Origin of the sequence: Pararhizobium sp. O133, assembly GCF_051669845.1 — a bacterium.
Classification (GTDB): Bacteria; Pseudomonadota; Alphaproteobacteria; order Rhizobiales; family Rhizobiaceae; genus Pararhizobium.
This window is the reverse complement of the sequence record NZ_CP196426.1, coordinates 4,187,799-4,205,026: the sequence shown is the minus strand read 5'-3', so window position 1 is coordinate 4,205,026 and position 17,228 is coordinate 4,187,799. Positions and strand designations below refer to the sequence as shown.

Here is a 17,228-nt window from a genome sequence, read left to right as displayed (position 1 = left end):
GATCAAGCCGCCTTGCTTTCGCTGCCGCCGCCCGGGTTCATCATTTCCTGCTCGACGGAGTCGATCGACGGACGCTCGTAGGCGGAGATGGTCTTGCGGCCGTATTCGAGCGCCACCTGGGGAACCGAGCCGTTCATATAGGCAAGCAGCGTCTGCTTGACGATGATGTAGAGGCGGTTCTGTTTTTCGCGGACCGATTTGACGTTGGCGATCACCGGGCTGGCTATGCAGTAGGACAGGAAGATGCCGAGCATCGTGCCGACGAGTGCGGCAGCGATCTTGCCGCCCAGCACTTCCGGCGCTTCCGAGATCGCGCCCATGGCCTTGATGACGCCGAGAACGGCGGCGACAATGCCGATGGCCGGGAAGGCATCACTCATCGTTGTCAGGGCATGATAGGGCTTCATCTTGTCATGGGTGATCGTGTTGATCTCCTCGTCCATCAGCGCCTCGATCTCGTGGCTGCGGGCATTGCCGATGATGATCAGGCGAACGTAGTCGCAGATGAAGGCCGTCAGTTCCCTGTTCTTCAGAACCGTCGGCGCCGACTGGAAGATCGAGGATTCATCGGGATTGTCGATGTGGCTTTCGATCTCGTTGCGCGATTTGGTGCGCAGGTCCCGCATCAGGCTGTAGAGCACACCGAGCGTGTCGAGATAGTTGCGCTCCTTTGGAACCTTGTGGGTGAAGGCTTCGCCGAGCGCCTTGCCGGTGTCCTTCAGCACCTTCATCGAGTTCGCCATGACATAACCGCCGAGGCCGGCGCCGCCGATGATGACGAGCTCGAACGGCTGGTTCAGAACTTCCATATGGCCACCCATGGCGATGAAGCCGCCAAGGATACAGCCGATGGTCAAGACCAGACCGATAATGATGTTCATGTCGATACCTGCCGCAATGATGGATTTTCGACGGTATGGTTAGGCCTTGAGCCTTGCGTGAGGCTGGCTGTTGACCCCGATTGCCGCCTCTGCGTGCAAACAGGTTCGCGCAAGCAAGCTGCGGCAATTTCCGCATGATCGGCGCGAATGGGCGCTCTTTCCAATGGATGAACGGGGAAACGTCGTGACGACGACCTATACCAGCTACCAGATGATAGCAGGCAACCTGTCCAAGTCGCTTGAACGGGTATCCGAACAACCGGATGTCGCCCGCGAGACGGAGTATTATCTCGAGAACATCGGCAACGTGAAAACGATCGATGATTTCTTCGCCGACACGCGACTTTATAATTACGCGATGAAGGCTCACGGCCTCGAAGACATGGGGTACGCCAAGGCCTTCATGCGCAAGGTACTGACCGAAGGCATCGACACGGAAGACGCCTTTGCCAAGCAGCTCACCGACAGCCGCTACACAGACCTGGTCGAATCCCTGAACTTTGCTCGCCAGGGCACGGCGGCAACGTCCTTCGAGAAGGCGCAGAGGGGCGTGGCAGACAAATATGCCCGCCAGACGCTCGAGCAGAATGCCGGCCAGGAAAATTCCGGTGTCCGACTGGCGCTCTATTTCGAACGCATGGCGCCCACCATCACCAATGCCTATGGCCTGCTCGCTGACAATGCGCTGGCGCAGGTCGCGCGCACGCTGTTGCAAATGCCCGACGAATTCGCCGCTTCCGATATCGACAAGCAGGCCGAGACGATCGAGAAAAACATCAATATCAAGGATTTCAAGGATCCGGCCAAGCTGACGAAGCTGCTCGAGCGCTTCACGGCGCTGTGGGAAATCGACCATTCCTCCGACCCTTATGATCCTCTCGCGGTCTTCGGCTCGTCGAGCGGCTACGGCATTTCCTCCGATCTGCTTCTTTCCATCAATACGCTGAAACTCGGGGGACGCTGATATGCAAACCGGTCTCTATGTTGCTGTCTCCTCCCAGATGGCGCTTGAAAAACGCATGAACACGCTGGCCGACAACGTCGCCAATTCGACGACCGTCGGCTTCCGTTCGACCGAGGTTAAATTCAATCAGCTTCTCGGCGACACGCAGCCGACGAAAGTATCTTTCGTGTCCGAAGGACAGGAATTCCTCAACACCAACAATGGCGGCCTGAGCCGCACCGGCAATCAGCTCGATTTCGCCGTCAAGGGCGAGGCCTGGTTCCAGATCGATACGCCCGGCGGCACCGCGCTGACCCGCGACGGTCGCTTCACGCTGACGGAAAACGGCGATCTCGTCACGCTCAAGGGATATCCGGTTCTCGATGCCGGCGGCGGTCCGATCCAGCTCAATAATCAGGCGGGCGACATCAAGGTCGGCGCCGACGGTTCGATCCAGCAGAACGGCACCCAAGTCGCGGCGCTCGGTCTCTACGAAGCCAATTTCGCCAACGGCTTTTCGCGCTACGACAACAGCTCCGTCATTCCGAATTCGCAGGCAGAGCCGGTTGTTGACCGCATGGATGTCGGCGTGATGCAGGGCTATGTCGAGGAATCCAACGTCAATCCCGTCCAGGAAATGTCGCAGTTGATCATGGTGTCGCGTGCTTTCGAAAACATCACGGCGCTGCTGCGTGACAGCGAAGGCTCGCTCGATGAAGCGATCAAGACGCTGGGCGGCAGCAAGTAGCCATCACCGATATCAAGAAACGACTGAAGCCAGCCCGGTGAGCCGTCGAAGGCAGGGCAGGAAAGACGGCAGGAGCCGGAATGCAGAACGAGCCTATCCAGATCCGCAATTCCTCGACATCGCTGGCAGCGCTTGCCGGCTTGGTCGGGCGTTATTCCAATCCGGAATTCTCGATCGCACCGGGTGGTCACGTCCAGTCGATTTCGGCGGGTTATTACACGGTGAGCGGTCTTTCCCGGCATGTCCGGCTCGGGGACTTCGTCGCCCACAAGAGTTCGACCGGTACCCATCTCGGTGAAGTCGTCAAGGTGGAGCAGGAAACCGTGGTGGTCTGCCCGATCGAGCCGGGCGATCCGATCGGCATCCACGACACGGTCATCCGCAAGGGCGCCTTCCGCATTGCGCCGACGGCGTCCTGGTGCGGCCGCACCATCAATTCGTTGGGTGAGCCGATCGACGGTGGCGGCCCGCTGCTGCAAGGCGATATCCGCCGACCGATTTCCAACACCGCGCCGCCATCCATGACCCGCAAACGGGTCGAACATGGGTTCCGCACCGGCGTGCGCGCGATCGACATCTTCTCGCCGCTCTGCCTTGGCCAGCGTCTCGGCGTCTTCGCCGGCTCCGGCGTCGGCAAGTCCACGCTTCTGTCCATGCTTGCCCGTGCCGACGCCTTCGACAAGGTCGTCATCGCGCTGGTCGGCGAACGCGGCCGCGAAGTGCGCGAATTCATCGAAGATACATTGGGCGACAACCTGGCGAAATCGGTTGCCGTCGTCGCCACCAGCGATGAAAGCCCGATGCTGCGCAAGATGGCGCCGCTGACGGCGGTGACGATCGCCGAACATTATCGCGACCAGGGCGACAACGTTCTCCTGATCGTCGACAGCGTCACCCGTTTTGCCCACGCCATCCGTGAAGTCGCGACCGCATCCGGCGAGCCGCCGATCGCGCGCGGCTATCCGGCCTCCGTCTTCACAGAACTGCCGCGCCTGCTGGAGCGTGCCGGCCCGGGCGCCGAAGGGGCAGGGACAATCACGGCGATCATCTCCATTCTCGTCGATGGCGACAATCACAACGACCCGATCGCCGACTCGACGCGCGGTATTCTCGACGGTCATATCGTCATGGACCGCAGCCTGGCCGAAGAGGGACGCTACCCGCCGGTCAATCCGCTTGCCTCGGTCTCCCGTCTCGCGCGCAAGGCCTGGACGCCGGACCAGGAAAAGCTGGTTTCGCGGCTGAAGTCGCTGATCCACCGTTTCGAGGAAACCCGCGACCTACGGCTGATCGGCGGTTACCGGCCGGGTAGCGATCCCGATCTCGACATGGCGATCAAGCAGGTGCCGGTGATCTACGACATTCTCAAACAGACACCCGGCGAAAAGCCGGCTTTCGATGCGTTTACCGATCTGGCGAATGCGCTCAAGGCGGCAGCCGGCATGGGTAACCAGGGGACTGCGCAGAACACGCGGGCGAGGGGGTAACGGTGACAGATTACGACGCCGACGAAATCGTGCCGCAGCGCAAGCGCACCGAACGTACGCCGATCATCGACAAGGCGCTGGGCGCGACCGGCATCGCGCTGGCCGCACTTGCCACTTTCTTTCCCTGGTACGCCTTTCTGCATCAGGACAAATTCTCGATGCCGACGCTCTGGCAGGGAAGCGTGAGCGAAATGCCGGCGGGCAATGGCGGACAGGCTTCGCCGATCGCCGCGCTGAGCCGCGACCCGGACACACAGGCCGCCCTCGACCAACTGACCACGGCGACAGTGCCCGGCGGGCTCCAGAAGGCTGGCGTCGAAGACGACCGCGAACAGCCGTTCCCGGCTGCCAGCGGCTTTCGCCTGATGCATGTGGCCAATGGCCGTGCGCTGATCGAAGACAGCAGCGGCATGTATATTGTCAAGATCGGTTCGACCTTGCCGGACAACAGTCGCCTTGCAACATTGGAACAGCGCGACGGGCGCTGGGTGATGATCACCTCCAAGGGCGAAATCTATCGGGCTGAATGACCGCGCGATCCTGATCGCCGGCAGCCCCTGCTGCGCATGCGCCCCATGGCCATGCGCAGCAGCATGGTTCATGACGCGCCAAATCATTTCCCGTTCTCAATTTTCCGGTTCTCGGACCACAATGCAAGGCAGGAGAACACTGCCGTTGCAGCAATGATGGCTGTTGCCGTCAAAGCGCCATCCGCATCAGTCCCACGCAAGATTGCTTCCCTAGGTTCGGATGCAACAAGCATGGAGTCGCATGATGCAACCTATACAGCTTTTTGATCTCGCGTCCCGGCAGGCGCAATGGCTGGCAGTTCGCCAGAACGTCGTGGCCGGGAACATCGCCAACGCCAATACGCCGCATTACGCCGCCAAGGACGTCAAGCCGTTCCAGAGCGTGATGCAGCAAACCGGCGTTCAGATGGCCGCGACCAACCCAGCCCATTTCACCGAAGGCGCCATGGCTGCCCAGGTGACCGAAACCAGCATGATCAGCGATGCGCAGGTCGAGCAGTCGGGCAACAGCGTGCAGCTGGAAAGCGAACTGATGAAAACCGGTCAGATCAAGCGCGACTACGAGCTCAATGCGGGGCTCGTGAAAGCGTTTCACCGGATGATGCTCATGACGGTACGGAAATAACGGCCATGGATCCTCTGGTTTCAGCTCTCAAGGTATCGGCCTCCGGTCTCGAAGCGGAATCGACGCGCCTGCGCGTCGTTTCGGAAAACATCGCCAATGCGCGCTCGACAGGCGATGCGCCAGGCGCGGATCCCTATCGTCGCAAGACGGTCAGCTTCTCAGCCGAAATCGATCGCATCAGCGGCGCATCGACCGTCGAGGTCCAGCGCCTCGGCACCGACGATTCCAATTTCACGATCGAGTTCGATCCGGGCAATCCGGCGGCGGACGACAAGGGCATGGTCAAGCTGCCGAATGTCAACGTTCTCATCGAAATGGCCGACATGCGGGAAGCAAACCGTTCCTACGAGGCCAATCTCCAGACCACGCGCCAGGCCCGTGATCTGATTTCCGCAACCATCGACCTTCTGAAGGCTTCGCAATAATGATCAATGCAATCCAGACCATCGGCGCGGCGATTTCCACCGTCAAGGACGTCGCATCCTCCTCAAGCACCGCATCGGCGCAGAGCATTCTCGGCGGCGCGGCGGCAGCCGGCCAGTCCCAAAGCTTTGCCGATGTCATGAGCAGCATGGCCAGTGACGTGGTCGGCAGCCTGCAGAAGTCGGAGATGGCTTCGATCCAGGGCATCCGCGGCGAGGCCAACACCCGCGAAGTCGTCGACGCCGTCATGAATGCCGAGCAGTCGCTGCAAACCGCCATCGCCATCCGCGACAAGGTGGTCAGCGCCTATCTCGAAATCGCACGTATGCCGATCTAAAGGACAGATATCATGAAGGCTCTCTCGATCGCCGCGACCGGCATGAATGCCCAGCAGCTCAACCTGGAAGTGATCGCGAACAACATCGCGAACATCAACACCACCGGTTACAAACGCGCGCGGGCGGAGTTCTCCGACCTCCTGTACCAGACCGAACGCGCCCAGGGCGTGCCGAACCGCGCCAACCAGGCTATCGTTCCCGAAGGCGCGATCGTCGGCCTCGGCGTGCAGACATCGGCGGTGCGCAATCTGCATCTGCAGGGCAGCCTGATCTCCACCGGCAACGATCTCGACCTCGCGCTTGTCGGGCGCGGCTGGTTCCAGATCGACATGCCGGATGGCGAAACGGCCTATACCCGCGCCGGCGCTTTCAATACCAATGATACCGGCCAGCTCGTCACCATCGACGGTTACGCGGTCGCCCCGGCCATCACGGTTCCGCCGAATGCGAGCGAGATTACCGTTTCCACATCCGGCGAAGTGTTCGCCAAGATCGACGGCAGCTCGATCCCGACCTCGATCGGCCAGCTGACCATCGCCAACTTTGTCAACGAAGCCGGTCTCGAGCCGCAGGGCGACAACCTGTTCAAGGAAACGCCCGCATCCGGCAATCCGGTCATCGGCACGCCGGCGGATCCGGGCTATGCCCAGATCAAGCAGAAGTATCTCGAAGCGTCGAACGTCGATCCGGTCAAGGAAATCACCGACCTGATCTCCGCGCAGCGCGCCTATGAAATGAATTCGAAGATCATTCAGGCCGCCGACGAAATGGCCGGCACGGTCAGCAAGAACCTGAGATAAAAGGGGGAATGGCAAACATGACGTTTCGCCGGACTGGAAAAGCATCGACCACGACTGGCGTCGCCACCCGCAGGGGATTTCTTCTGCGGGCGCTGGCGGTCACCGGTTCCATTTGCGCATGCCTGATGTCCGCGGATGCGGCCCTTGCCGAAAAACGCATGGCGGTCATTCCCACGCAGACGATCTATCCCGGCGAAGTCATCACGGCCAGCCAACTGGAAGCGGTGGAGGTCACCAACCCGGCATTGACAGGCGATTACGCGATATCCATCGACCAGGTCACCGGCAAGGTAACCAGCCGAACGCTTCTCGCCGGTCGCGTCATCCTCGTTTCCGGACTGCGCGATCCCTATGCCGTCGAGCGAGGCAAGGCGGTGCGGATCGTCTTTACCAACGGACCCCTCACCATTACGGCCGGCGGTGCACCGCTGGAGAATGCCGCGGTCGGTGATCTCATCCGGGTTCGCAACACCGATTCCGGCGTCATCGTTTCCGGAACGGTGATGGAAGACGGCACAATTCACGTGGTGGCAAAATGATCTTTCGTTTCGGCAAATGGTGCCTCGCATGCCTGGCCGTGCTCGCGATGACGATCACGCCGGCACAAGCGGCATCGCGCATCAAGGATATCGCCTCGCTGCAGTCGGGCCGTGAAAACCAGCTGATCGGCTATGGTCTCGTGGTCGGCCTGCAGGGAAGCGGCGACAGCCTTCGTTCCTCGCCGTTCACCGAGCAGTCGTTGCGCGCCATGCTGCAGAATCTCGGCATCTCGACGCAGGGCGGCGAATCCCGCTCGAAGAATATCGCCGCCGTGTTGGTCACCGCCAACCTGCCGCCGTTCGCAAGCCCCGGCAGCCGCATCGATGTGACCGTCGGTTCGCTCGGTGACAGCACTTCGCTGCGCGGCGGTACGCTGGTCATGACCTCGCTCTCCGGCGCCGACGGCCAGATTTACGCGGTCGCGCAAGGCTCGGTCGTGGTCACCGGCTTCAGCGCGCAGGGCGATGCCGCGTCGGTCACGCAGGGCGTTACCACATCCGGCCGCGTTCCGAATGGCGCCATCATCGAGCGCGAACTGCCGGCCAAGTTCAAGGACGCCTTCAGCCTGGTCCTGCAATTGCGCAATCCCGACTTCTCGACTTCTGTCGGCATGGCGGCGGCGATCAACAAATACGGCAAATCCCAGTTCGGCGGAAGCATCGCCGAGGCGCGCGATTCCCAGTCGGTCGTCATCGACAAGCCCAAAATGGCCGACCTTTCCAGGCTGATGGCCGATATCGAGAACCTGGTCGTCGAAACCGACGTGCCGGCCCGTGTCGTGATCAACGAGCGGACGGGAACCATCGTCATCGGCCAGGATGTTCGCATCAACGAAGTCGCGGTCAGTTACGGCACGCTCACGGTCCAGGTTTCCGAAACGCCGACCATTATCCAGCCTGAGCCCTTCTCGCGCGGCGAAACGGCCGTCGAGCCGAACACGACGATCGAAGCATCGCAGGACGGCGGCACGGTCGCCATCCTCAACGGGTCCAACCTGCGATCGCTGGTCGCCGGCTTGAACAGTATCGGTGTGAAGCCGGACGGCATCATTTCCATTCTCCAGGGCATCAAGACAGCCGGAGCCCTCCAGGCGGAGCTCGTACTGCAATGACCGAACATAGTTTCCTTGGCCATTCCAACAGCTTGCGTCGTCGCCTCGTGATGATCGCGGCGGTCGGCACCATGCTGGCCATGCCCGGCGCGTTTGCGCAGGAGGTGGCAGCACCCGTCACGACCGTTCCGGCAAACGGCAACGAGATCCAGCAGTTCTGCACCAATATCGCCGACGCCGCGCGCGATCAGCGTTACCTCCTGCAGAAGAAGAACCTGGAAGACCTGCAGGCCGAAGTCGATGCCCGCATCGCCAAGCTCGAAGAGCGGCGGGCGGAATATGAGGACTGGCTGAAGCGCCGCAACGATTTCCTCAAGCAGGCCGAACTCGGCCTGGTCGATATCTACAAGACCATGAAGGCCGACGCAGCCGCGGGACAGCTTGAGCTCGTCAATCCCGCCATCGCGGCCGCCATCGTCATGAAGCTGCCGCCGCGCCAGTCGAGCCTGATCCTCAGCGAGATGACCAGCGAAAAGGCGGCGGTTCTCACGAATATCATTTCCAGCGCCAGCGATTCACAGACATCAAAGGAACCGTCATGAAATATCCGCTCTCGGTTCTCCTCGCTGCAAGCCTTGTGTCGGGATGCACCAACCAGACATTTAGCGAGATTGGCAGGGCGCCGTCGATGAGCCCCATCGGCAGCGGTCTGCAATATGCCCAGACCCCGCAGATGGCGATGTATCCGAAGGAGCCGCGCCAGGTCGCCAATGGCTATTCGCTGTGGAGCGACAACCAGGCGGCGCTGTTCAAGGACGCACGCGCGCTCAAGGTCGGCGATATCCTGACCGTCGACATCCGTATCGATGACAAGGCCTCGTTCGACAACAAGACCGACCGGAGCCGCACGAATGACAGCGGCTTCAATATCGGCGCGAACGGCAATTCGCAGACCAGCGACTTCGGCTGGAAGGGTGGCCTCGATTACGGCTCGAATACCAAGACGAAGGGCGAGGGCACCACGGAGCGATCCGAGAAGCTTGCCCTGCTGGTCGCGGCTGTCGTCACCGGCGTCCTGGAGAACGGCAACCTGCTGATCAGCGGTTCGCAGGAGGTCCGGGTCAACCACGAAATCCGTATCCTCAACGTCGCCGGCATCGTGCGTCCCTATGACGTCGACGCGAAGAACATGATTTCCTACGACAAGATCGCCGAAGCGCGCATCTCCTATGGTGGCCGCGGTCGCCTGAGCGAAGTGCAGCAGCCGCCGTGGGGTCAACAGGTCATGGACATCGTCTCGCCGATCTGACGCTTCGATACCGCCGCGAGCGTCGCGGCTTGCTCTTGATGGATTTGGAAGATGGAAGAAGAGACAGCCCACGCGGCGCCGAAGAAATCATCGCCGATCATCCTGATCGCAGCACTTGCCGTGCTGACGCTGATTGCCGGCGGCGGCGGCTGGGTCGTCGGTGGCATGCTGGCGCCCAAGCCGATCACCGAGGAAGAAGCCAAGCTGATCGAGGCGGCGAAAGCGGCCGTTGCCAGCAAGGAAGCCGCGGAAAAATCGGCGGGCGGCGAGCAGGCCGCCAAGAAGGACGAGGGGCTGCCGCTGATCGCCACCGAGGCGAACGGCGTCGTCCAGCTCGATCCGATCACCACCAACCTTGCCTATCCGTCCGAGAACTGGGTCCGGCTCGAGGTCGCGCTGCTGTTCAAGGGCGCGCCCGACGTGTCCGTCGCAACGCAGATCCACCAGGATATCGCCGCCTACATGAAGACGGTGTCGCTGCAGCAGATCCAGGGGCCGCGCGGCTTTCAGTATCTCAAGGACGATATCGAGGAACGGGTTGACCTTCGCTCCGAAGGGCGCGTAACCAATGTGATCTTCAGGACCTTCGTCATCCAATGATTCGCACATGATCCGTACAGTCGCATTCATAGCAGCCATGGTGGCGATGTCGGGTATCGCGGGAGCGCAGGGCTTCCCAAGCGATATCCTGAATACGCCCGTCGATGGCTCGGTGGCGTCCTGGATCATCCGTACCTTCGGCCTGTTGACCGTCCTGTCGGTGGCGCCGGGCATCCTCATCATGGTGACGAGCTTTCCGCGCTTCGTCATTGCCTTCGCCATCCTGCGCTCGGGCATGGGACTGGCCACCACGCCCTCCAACATGATCATGGTCAGCCTGGCGCTGTTCATGACCTTCTACGTCATGGCGCCGACCTTCGACCGCGCCTGGCAGGAGGGCGTCAATCCGCTCCTGCAGAACCAGATCAACGAGACCGAGGCGATGACCCGCATCTCGGAACCGTTCCGCGAGTTCATGCTCGCCAATACGCGCGACAAGGATTTGCAGCTGTTCGTCGATATCGCCCAGGAGAAGGGGCAGACCGTCGTCGTCGATAACAAGGTCGATTTGCGCGCCGTCGTCCCGGCTTTCATGATTTCCGAAATCAGGCGCGGCTTCGAGATCGGCTTCCTGATCATGCTGCCCTTCCTGGTGATCGACCTGATCGTTGCCACCATCACCATGGCCATGGGCATGATGATGCTGCCGCCCACGTCAATTTCACTGCCGTTCAAGATCCTGTTCTTCGTCCTGATCGATGGCTGGAACCTGCTCGTCGGCAGCTTGGTCAGATCTTTCAACTGATCTGCCATTCGTGGTTAATGAACGGTCAATTTCCTGACCGGAATGCTCCGCCCCTGTTTCCATTATCTATTTGATTTAATACAATAAAATTTTTCGCGCATCGACCCGGTGAGCGCTATTCGTGTTTGAGGGGGCTCTGATATTCGCCCGGCATTTAAACATATCGAAAGCTTTGGCTGCGACATTACCCTCACATGACGGATTTGGACTTTCTGACCAACAGGAAGCCGAGTGGCATGATGCCGAACCGCCATTACCGGTAAGTATTTCAGTCCGGTATGTCCCCAATCTTGTATTTTGTATCTAGAGGGACAACCCCAATGACAAGCATCCTGACAAACTCTTCTGCAATGGCAGCACTCTCGACGCTGCGCTCCATCAGCTCCGACATGGAATCGACCCAGGGTCGTATCTCCTCGGGTCTGCGCGTTGGCGACGCTTCCGACAACGCTGCCTACTGGTCGATCGCAACGACCATGAAGTCGGACAACAAGGCTCTTTCCACGGTTCAGGACGCACTCGGCCTTGGCGCTGCCAAGACGGATACGGCTTACACCGGTCTGAACGCCGCGATCGACGTTGTTTCCGAAATCAAGGCCAAGCTGGTTGCCGCTCGCGAACCGGGCGTTGACAAGCTGAAGATCAACAAGGAACTGACCGAGCTCAAGAACCAGCTGGTTTCGACGGCAACTTCGGCTTCCTTCTCCGGCGAAAACTGGCTGTATCGCGACGCCTCTTCCACGGCTGCTGTCGGCACCAAGGAAATGGTCGGCTCGTTCACCCGTTCGGCTTCCGGCGACGTCGCTGTCGGCGTTCTGGAATTCGACGCTTCAACCTCGGTTCTGATCGATACGCAGGATTCCTCGCTCGGCCAGCTGACCAAGGGCGTTGAAGTTGAGCAGGGTACCGCTGTCGGTACCGGTACGGCCAACGCGACGTATCACCTGATCGTTGCTTCGGGCGGTACGGCTCCGTCGGGTTCCGTTGCAGTCGAACTGGGCGCAACGACCGCTGACGACGACATCGAAGGCATGATCAGCGCCGTTGACTCGATGCTGACCGACCTGACGGACGCTGCTGCAACGCTCGGTGCGACCAACAAGCGCATCTCGATGCAGGACGACTTCATGGCCGACCTGATGGACGTGATCGACAAGGGCGTTGGCCGTCTCGTCGATGCCGACATGAACGAAGAGTCGACACGCCTCAAGGCTCTGCAGACGCAGCAGCAGCTCGGCATCCAGGCTCTCTCGATCGCCAACTCGGACTCGCAGAACATCCTGTCGCTGTTCCGTTAATCGAAAAAGGCGCGGGCCGGCCATCCCCCCCAAACGGCAGGTCCGCGACCGACGGAAAAACCGCATCTCGAAAGAGGTGCGGTTTTTTTTATGTCCGCGAAAATGTTTTTGCTCCTTTAGGTTTTCTTTAACCATGTTGGTGTTTTCTATGACCATCGAAACGGCGGGTTAACCAAGAAATTTAACGCGTTAGCAGGCATGAAGCTGGCTGCTGTTTCCCGGTAACGACCGGAATGCCCTTCCATTTCACCTGTTCAAAAGGGGCAGTTTACTATGACGAGCATTCTCACCAATTCGGCTGCAATGGCAGCACTCTCGACGCTGCGCTCCATTGCCGATGGCATGGAAACGACCCAGGGCCGTATCTCCTCGGGTCTGCGCGTTGGCGACGCTTCCGACAACGCTGCCTACTGGTCGATCGCAACGACCATGAAGTCGGACAACAAGGCTCTTTCCACGGTTCAGGACGCACTCGGCCTTGGCGCTGCCAAGACGGACACCGCTTACACTGGCCTCGACAATGCCATCGACGTTGTTTCCGAAATCAAGGCCAAGCTGGTCGCTTCCCGCGAACCGGGCGTTGACAAGCTGAAGATCAACAAGGAACTGACCGAACTCAAGAACCAGCTGGTTTCGACCGCTCAGTCGGCTTCCTTCTCCGGCGAAAACTGGCTCTATCGCGACGCCTCTTCCACGAATGCTCTCGGCACCAAGGAAATGGTCGGCTCGTTCACCCGTTCGGCCTCCGGCGACGTCGCTGTCGGCATTCTGGAATTCGACGCTTCAACCTCGGTTCTGATCGATACCGTCGATTCCTCGCTCGGCCAGCTGACCAAGGGCGTTGAAGTTGAGCAGGGTACCGCTGTCGGTACCGGTACGGCCAACGCGACGTATCACCTGATCGTTGCTTCGGGCGGTACGGCTCCGTCGGGTTCCGTTGCAGTCGAACTGGGCGCAACGACCGCTGACGACGACATCGAAGGCATGATCAGCGCCGTTGACTCGATGCTGACCGAATTGACGGACGCTGCTGCAACGCTCGGTGCGACCAACAAGCGCATCTCGATGCAGGACGACTTCATGGCCGACCTGATGGACGTGATTGACAAGGGCGTCGGCCGCCTCGTCGATGCCGACATGAACGAAGAGTCGACCCGCCTCAAGGCTCTGCAGACGCAGCAGCAGCTCGGCATCCAGGCTCTCTCGATCGCCAACTCCAACTCTGAAAACATCCTGTCGCTCTTCCGTTAATCGGATCGGAAAACGCGACAAGGACAGCGGGCGGCCAACACCGTCGCCCCTGGCACTCAAAAGGCCGCGCTTCGCAAGAGGCGCGGCTTTTTCGTTTGTTTTCAAAGAGAAGTCGTCTTAACGTTTCGGCAATTCAGATTTATTTTTCTTCATTTTCATTACCGACTTGCTAACGTCCTTAATGTTTTGTTAACCATAAGACTGTTAAGTGTCCGTTAAGAGCGATAGGCTGTCCCTGGGCTAAACATCGGACAGTTTGCATGACGCTGGTCCCGTCGCTGCCGGTTCTCAATCCGGAATGTTCCGTTTAATTTTTCGAACTGGGGCAATGACCATGACCAGCATTTTGACCAATTCCGCCGCGATGGCGGCTCTCCAGACATTGCGTTCTATCAATACGAACATGGAAACGGTCCAGAGCCGTATCTCTTCGGGTTATCGCGTCGAGACAGCAGCCGACAATGCTGCCTACTGGTCGATCGCGACGACCATGCGCTCGGACAATGCAGCACTCTCGACTGTTCAGGACGCGCTCGGCTTGGGCGCGGCGAAGGTCGACACGTCCTATGCCGGCATGAGTTCGGCGATCGAGGTCGTCTCCGAAATCAAGGCCAAGCTGGTTGCCGCACGCGAACCGGGCGTCGACAAGACCAAGATCAACAAGGAAATCACCGAACTCAAGAACCAGCTTGCATCGGCCGCCGAATCGGCATCGTTCTCGGGCGAGAACTGGCTCTACAATTCGACGACGACGCCTGCCGGAACCAAGTCGATCGTGGCATCCTTCAACCGTGCGACCGACGGTACCGTCTCCGTCTCGACGCTTGATTACGACACTGCCGCATCGATCTTGATCGACACGAAGGATTCTTCGCTCGGCCAGTTGACGAAGGGCATCACAGTCGCCCAGCCGGTCGGCACGACACCGGCAACGACCGCAAACGCCACTTACCACCTGATTCTCGCTGCAGGCGGCACGGCGCCGTCAGGCTCGGTCCTGGTCGAACTCGACACCACGACAGACGATGACGATATTGAAGGCATGATCAGCGCCGTCGACCTGATCTTCAGCAACTTGACGGACGCTGCATCGACGCTCGGCGCCATCACCAGCCGCATCGACATGCAGGAAAACTTCGTCGCCAACCTGATGGACGTGATCGACAAGGGCGTCGGCCGTCTCGTCGATGCCGACATGAACGAAGAATCGACCCGCCTCAAGGCCCTGCAGACGCAGCAGCAGCTCGGCATCCAGGCGCTCTCGATCGCCAATACCAACTCCGAAAACATCCTGCGCCTGTTCCAGCAGTAAGCGCGACCCTGGCGGACCGATGGGCATCAATCCGGTCCTTGCCATCATTCCGCACCGTCGCTCCGCTTTGGTGCGTCGGGCACGGCCTTCCGCCGCGCCGCCGGTCATCGGTTCGGTGGAAACGGTTGGACCGCGCTCATTGCCCAAGCGCGGTCCAACACCCTACATTTTCGCGCAAGTTTGGCCGGATAGTCTCCAACCGCAGCCATCCTCGTCCCGGTTGCCAGCCAATATGAATGTTGCGCTGCCGTTGTATGCGGCCCCATGCCTCCGGTCATCCGGGCAGTGAGCCGATACGGATAGAAAATGTTCGGGCCAGGCCTGTCGGCATCAGCCGCTTGCAAGGTCCTGAAGGAGACATTCCGGAAGTGTCACAGTCTTATATTTTCAGGTCTCCGGGCCAAATGCTGTCGGCAACCGAGCGGGGGCCTGGACGGGCCGCGACCTCGACCCGGATCACGGGAGCGCGCCCATGAGCGCATCTATCTCCCGCTATCTGAAGGATTTCAGCACTCCGAAGCTTGATCTCTCCATCGTTCCGCCGCGGTATTTTCCGGATCTGGATGACGATGTTTCGACCGAGAGTGTTTTCGCGATGAAACAGCAGCCTCAAATCTTGCAACAGCCTCCTCAGCCGCAGATCGATCTTGACGCGGAGCGCCGCGAGGCGTTCGCGCAGGGCCGCAGCGAGGCCGAGAGCGAGCAGGCCGTCTTGCACGCCGAGGAAATCGCGAAGCTGACCGCGTGTCATGCGGCTGAACTCGAAGCCATGCGCACACGTTGCGACACCGAGATCGCGGCGATGATCCACGGTCGCTTTTCGGAAATCGGATCGCAGATGGTCACCATGCTGTCCGACCAGACTGCACGCGTGCTGGCGCCGGTCATGGACCAGGTGCTGCAGCAGAAATCGATCGCCGACCTCGCGCAGGTGATCAACCATACGATCAATGCCGGCGAGGGTTGCAAGATTCATGTCAAGGGGCCGCTGCCGCTGTTCGAAGCGCTGAAGCGTCATCTCAAGGACGAAACCCTGATTTTCCGCCACCAGGAATCCACCGATATCGACCTGTCGGTCGAGTTCGGCGAATCCGTCTTGGTGACGAGAATGGCCGCATGGGCCGATACCGTAAGTAAGGTGCTGGCATGAGTGAGAATGAAGGCCATCATCACGGCAAGAACGAAATCATCATCATCAAGCGCCATGGCGGCCATCACGACGGTCATCATGGCGGCGCCTGGAAGATCGCCTATGCCGACTTCATGACGGCCATGATGGCGTTCTTCCTCGTCATGTGGCTGATCAATGCGGCCAACCCGCAGACCAAGGCGGCACTCGCCTCCTATTTCAACCCTGTCCAACTGAGCGATGCCAAGCCGTCCGAAAAGGGCGTCAAGGCGCCAGCCAAGGACGCCAAGGGTGAAGAAGACCAGATGAAGTCGAAGGTCGACGGTACCGAGACCAAGACCGGCGGCTCGGCCAAGAGCGGTACCGACATGACGGCGACGTCAGGCGAGGAAACGCAATATTCCGACGCTGACTTCTTCGAAAATCCCTATTCGGTCCTGTCCGAAATCGCCAACGAAACCGGCCGGCAGGCGAATATCAGCGCCAAGGGCGAGGGCGGCGCTTCGACATCGGGCCCGGCCACGGGCGCCGAGGGCGGCGAAGCCTATCGCGATCCCTTCGATCCGGACTTCTGGACGAAGCAGGTCGAGCTTCAGAATGCAGAAAAAGGCGGCGAAAGCCTTGAGGCGAAGGCCGGCAATGGCCTAAGCGACGACACAAAGGATGCCGCCGGCAAGGAAAAGTCGCCAGAAGAATTGAAGGCCGAGGAATTGAAGGCGGAGGCAGAGAAGGCCGCTTCGCAAAAACCGGACGAGAAGGCGGCCGAGGCGCTGAAGGCCGCAATCCAAAAGGAAATCGGCGCCGCCGCCGGCAAGCTGTCCGAAGGACTGCTGGTGACCCCGACTGAAGGCGGTCTTTTGGTCACGATCAGCGAGCAGGGTGATGCACCGATGTTCGGCGTCGGTTCGGCCGTGCCGCAGAAGGACATGGTCGTCGCCATGGAGAAGATCGGCAAACTGCTGGCCGCTCGCAAGGGGAGCGTCGCCATCCGTGGCCATACCGACGGACGTCCCTTCACGAATGGTGGCTATGACAACTGGCGGCTTTCGTCCGACCGCGCGCAGAGTGCCTATTACATGCTTCTTCGCGGTGGCCTTGCCGAAGGCCGCGTCAGCCAGATCAGTGGCTTTGCCGACAAGCGGCTGCAGGTGACCAACGATCCGCTCGCACCGGCAAACCGCCGCATCGAAATCCTGTTGCAGACGAACCAGGGCTGAG

At 60.2% G+C, this 17,228-nt stretch carries 20 protein-coding genes; 19 read left to right on the top strand and 1 reads right to left on the bottom strand.

The genetic code is table 11. The annotated features are described in order from the left end of the window. Positions 1-2: 2 nt before the first annotated feature. Entirely contained in the window at positions 3-881 is an 879-nt protein-coding gene (gene motA / locus ACST81_RS20425; protein ID WP_438750195.1) for a flagellar motor stator protein MotA, read from the bottom strand. A gap of 184 nt (positions 882-1,065) precedes the next feature. On the opposite strand from motA, the gene ACST81_RS20420 reads away from it, so the two are divergent. From ACST81_RS20420 to ACST81_RS20330, 19 genes are all read left to right on the top strand, one after another. Then, entirely contained in the window at positions 1,066-1,845 is a 780-nt protein-coding gene (locus ACST81_RS20420) for a DUF1217 domain-containing protein (RefSeq protein ID WP_438750194.1), read from the top strand. A gap of 1 nt (position 1,846) precedes the next feature. Further along, complete coding sequence (flgF, locus tag ACST81_RS20415) at positions 1,847-2,572, top strand: flagellar basal-body rod protein FlgF (RefSeq protein ID WP_438750193.1); 726 nt, start codon at positions 1,847-1,849, stop codon at positions 2,570-2,572. A gap of 80 nt (positions 2,573-2,652) precedes the next feature. Continuing rightward, on the top strand, positions 2,653-4,059 hold the full coding sequence (gene fliI / locus ACST81_RS20410) for a flagellar protein export ATPase FliI (protein WP_438750192.1): 1,407 nt from the start codon (positions 2,653-2,655) through the stop codon (positions 4,057-4,059). 2 nt (positions 4,060-4,061) lie between these two features. After that, positions 4,062-4,589, top strand: a complete 528-nt coding sequence (locus ACST81_RS20405) for a flagellar protein (protein ID WP_438750191.1) — start codon at positions 4,062-4,064, stop codon at positions 4,587-4,589. Between the two features lie 244 nt (positions 4,590-4,833). After that, complete coding sequence (gene flgB, locus ACST81_RS20400; RefSeq protein ID WP_438753724.1) at positions 4,834-5,214, top strand: flagellar basal body rod protein FlgB; 381 nt, start codon at positions 4,834-4,836, stop codon at positions 5,212-5,214. Positions 5,215-5,219: 5 nt separating this feature from the next. Next, complete coding sequence (gene flgC / locus ACST81_RS20395; RefSeq protein WP_438750190.1) at positions 5,220-5,639, top strand: flagellar basal body rod protein FlgC; 420 nt, start codon at positions 5,220-5,222, stop codon at positions 5,637-5,639. Further along, complete coding sequence (locus tag ACST81_RS20390) at positions 5,639-5,974, top strand: flagellar hook-basal body complex protein FliE (protein WP_438750189.1); 336 nt, start codon at positions 5,639-5,641, stop codon at positions 5,972-5,974. Before flgC ends, ACST81_RS20390 begins: the two co-directional genes overlap by 1 nt. Positions 5,975-5,986: 12 nt before the next feature. Next, entirely contained in the window at positions 5,987-6,775 is a 789-nt protein-coding gene (flgG, locus tag ACST81_RS20385; protein ID WP_438750187.1) for a flagellar basal-body rod protein FlgG, read from the top strand. 17 nt (positions 6,776-6,792) lie between these two features. After that, on the top strand, positions 6,793-7,314 hold the full coding sequence (gene flgA / locus ACST81_RS20380; protein ID WP_438750186.1) for a flagellar basal body P-ring formation chaperone FlgA: 522 nt from the start codon (positions 6,793-6,795) through the stop codon (positions 7,312-7,314). Then, positions 7,311-8,426, top strand: a complete 1,116-nt coding sequence (locus tag ACST81_RS20375) for a flagellar basal body P-ring protein FlgI (RefSeq protein ID WP_438750185.1) — start codon at positions 7,311-7,313, stop codon at positions 8,424-8,426. Before flgA ends, ACST81_RS20375 begins: the two co-directional genes overlap by 4 nt. 50 nt (positions 8,427-8,476) lie before the next feature. Next, the gene (locus ACST81_RS20370; protein WP_438753722.1) at positions 8,477-8,968 is read left to right on the top strand and encodes a MotE family protein; all 492 of its coding nucleotides are present in this window, start codon (positions 8,477-8,479) and stop codon (positions 8,966-8,968) included. Further along, the gene (flgH, locus tag ACST81_RS20365; protein ID WP_438750183.1) at positions 8,965-9,675 is read left to right on the top strand and encodes a flagellar basal body L-ring protein FlgH; all 711 of its coding nucleotides are present in this window, start codon (positions 8,965-8,967) and stop codon (positions 9,673-9,675) included. The genes ACST81_RS20370 and flgH overlap by 4 nt, the downstream gene beginning before the upstream one ends. 51 nt (positions 9,676-9,726) lie before the next feature. Further along, entirely contained in the window at positions 9,727-10,275 is a 549-nt protein-coding gene (locus tag ACST81_RS20360) for a flagellar basal body-associated FliL family protein (protein WP_438750182.1), read from the top strand. A gap of 7 nt (positions 10,276-10,282) precedes the next feature. Further along, positions 10,283-11,020 (top strand): flagellar type III secretion system pore protein FliP, encoded by a 738-nt coding sequence (gene fliP, locus ACST81_RS20355; RefSeq protein ID WP_325465158.1) that lies wholly within the window; start codon positions 10,283-10,285, stop codon positions 11,018-11,020. A 320-nt stretch (positions 11,021-11,340) separates the two neighbouring features. Continuing rightward, complete coding sequence (locus tag ACST81_RS20350; protein ID WP_438750181.1) at positions 11,341-12,318, top strand: flagellin; 978 nt, start codon at positions 11,341-11,343, stop codon at positions 12,316-12,318. Positions 12,319-12,591: 273 nt separating this feature from the next. Then, positions 12,592-13,569, top strand: a complete 978-nt coding sequence (locus ACST81_RS20345) for a flagellin (protein ID WP_438750180.1) — start codon at positions 12,592-12,594, stop codon at positions 13,567-13,569. 334 nt (positions 13,570-13,903) lie between these two features. Beyond that, positions 13,904-14,881 (top strand): flagellin, encoded by a 978-nt coding sequence (locus ACST81_RS20340; protein WP_438750179.1) that lies wholly within the window; start codon positions 13,904-13,906, stop codon positions 14,879-14,881. 472 nt (positions 14,882-15,353) lie between these two features. Then, positions 15,354-16,031, top strand: coding sequence for a hypothetical protein (locus ACST81_RS20335; RefSeq protein ID WP_438750177.1), 678 nt, complete (start codon positions 15,354-15,356; stop codon positions 16,029-16,031). Next, on the top strand, positions 16,028-17,227 hold the full coding sequence (locus ACST81_RS20330) for a MotB family protein (protein WP_438750175.1): 1,200 nt from the start codon (positions 16,028-16,030) through the stop codon (positions 17,225-17,227). Before ACST81_RS20335 ends, ACST81_RS20330 begins: the two co-directional genes overlap by 4 nt. Position 17,228 lies beyond the last annotated feature (1 nt).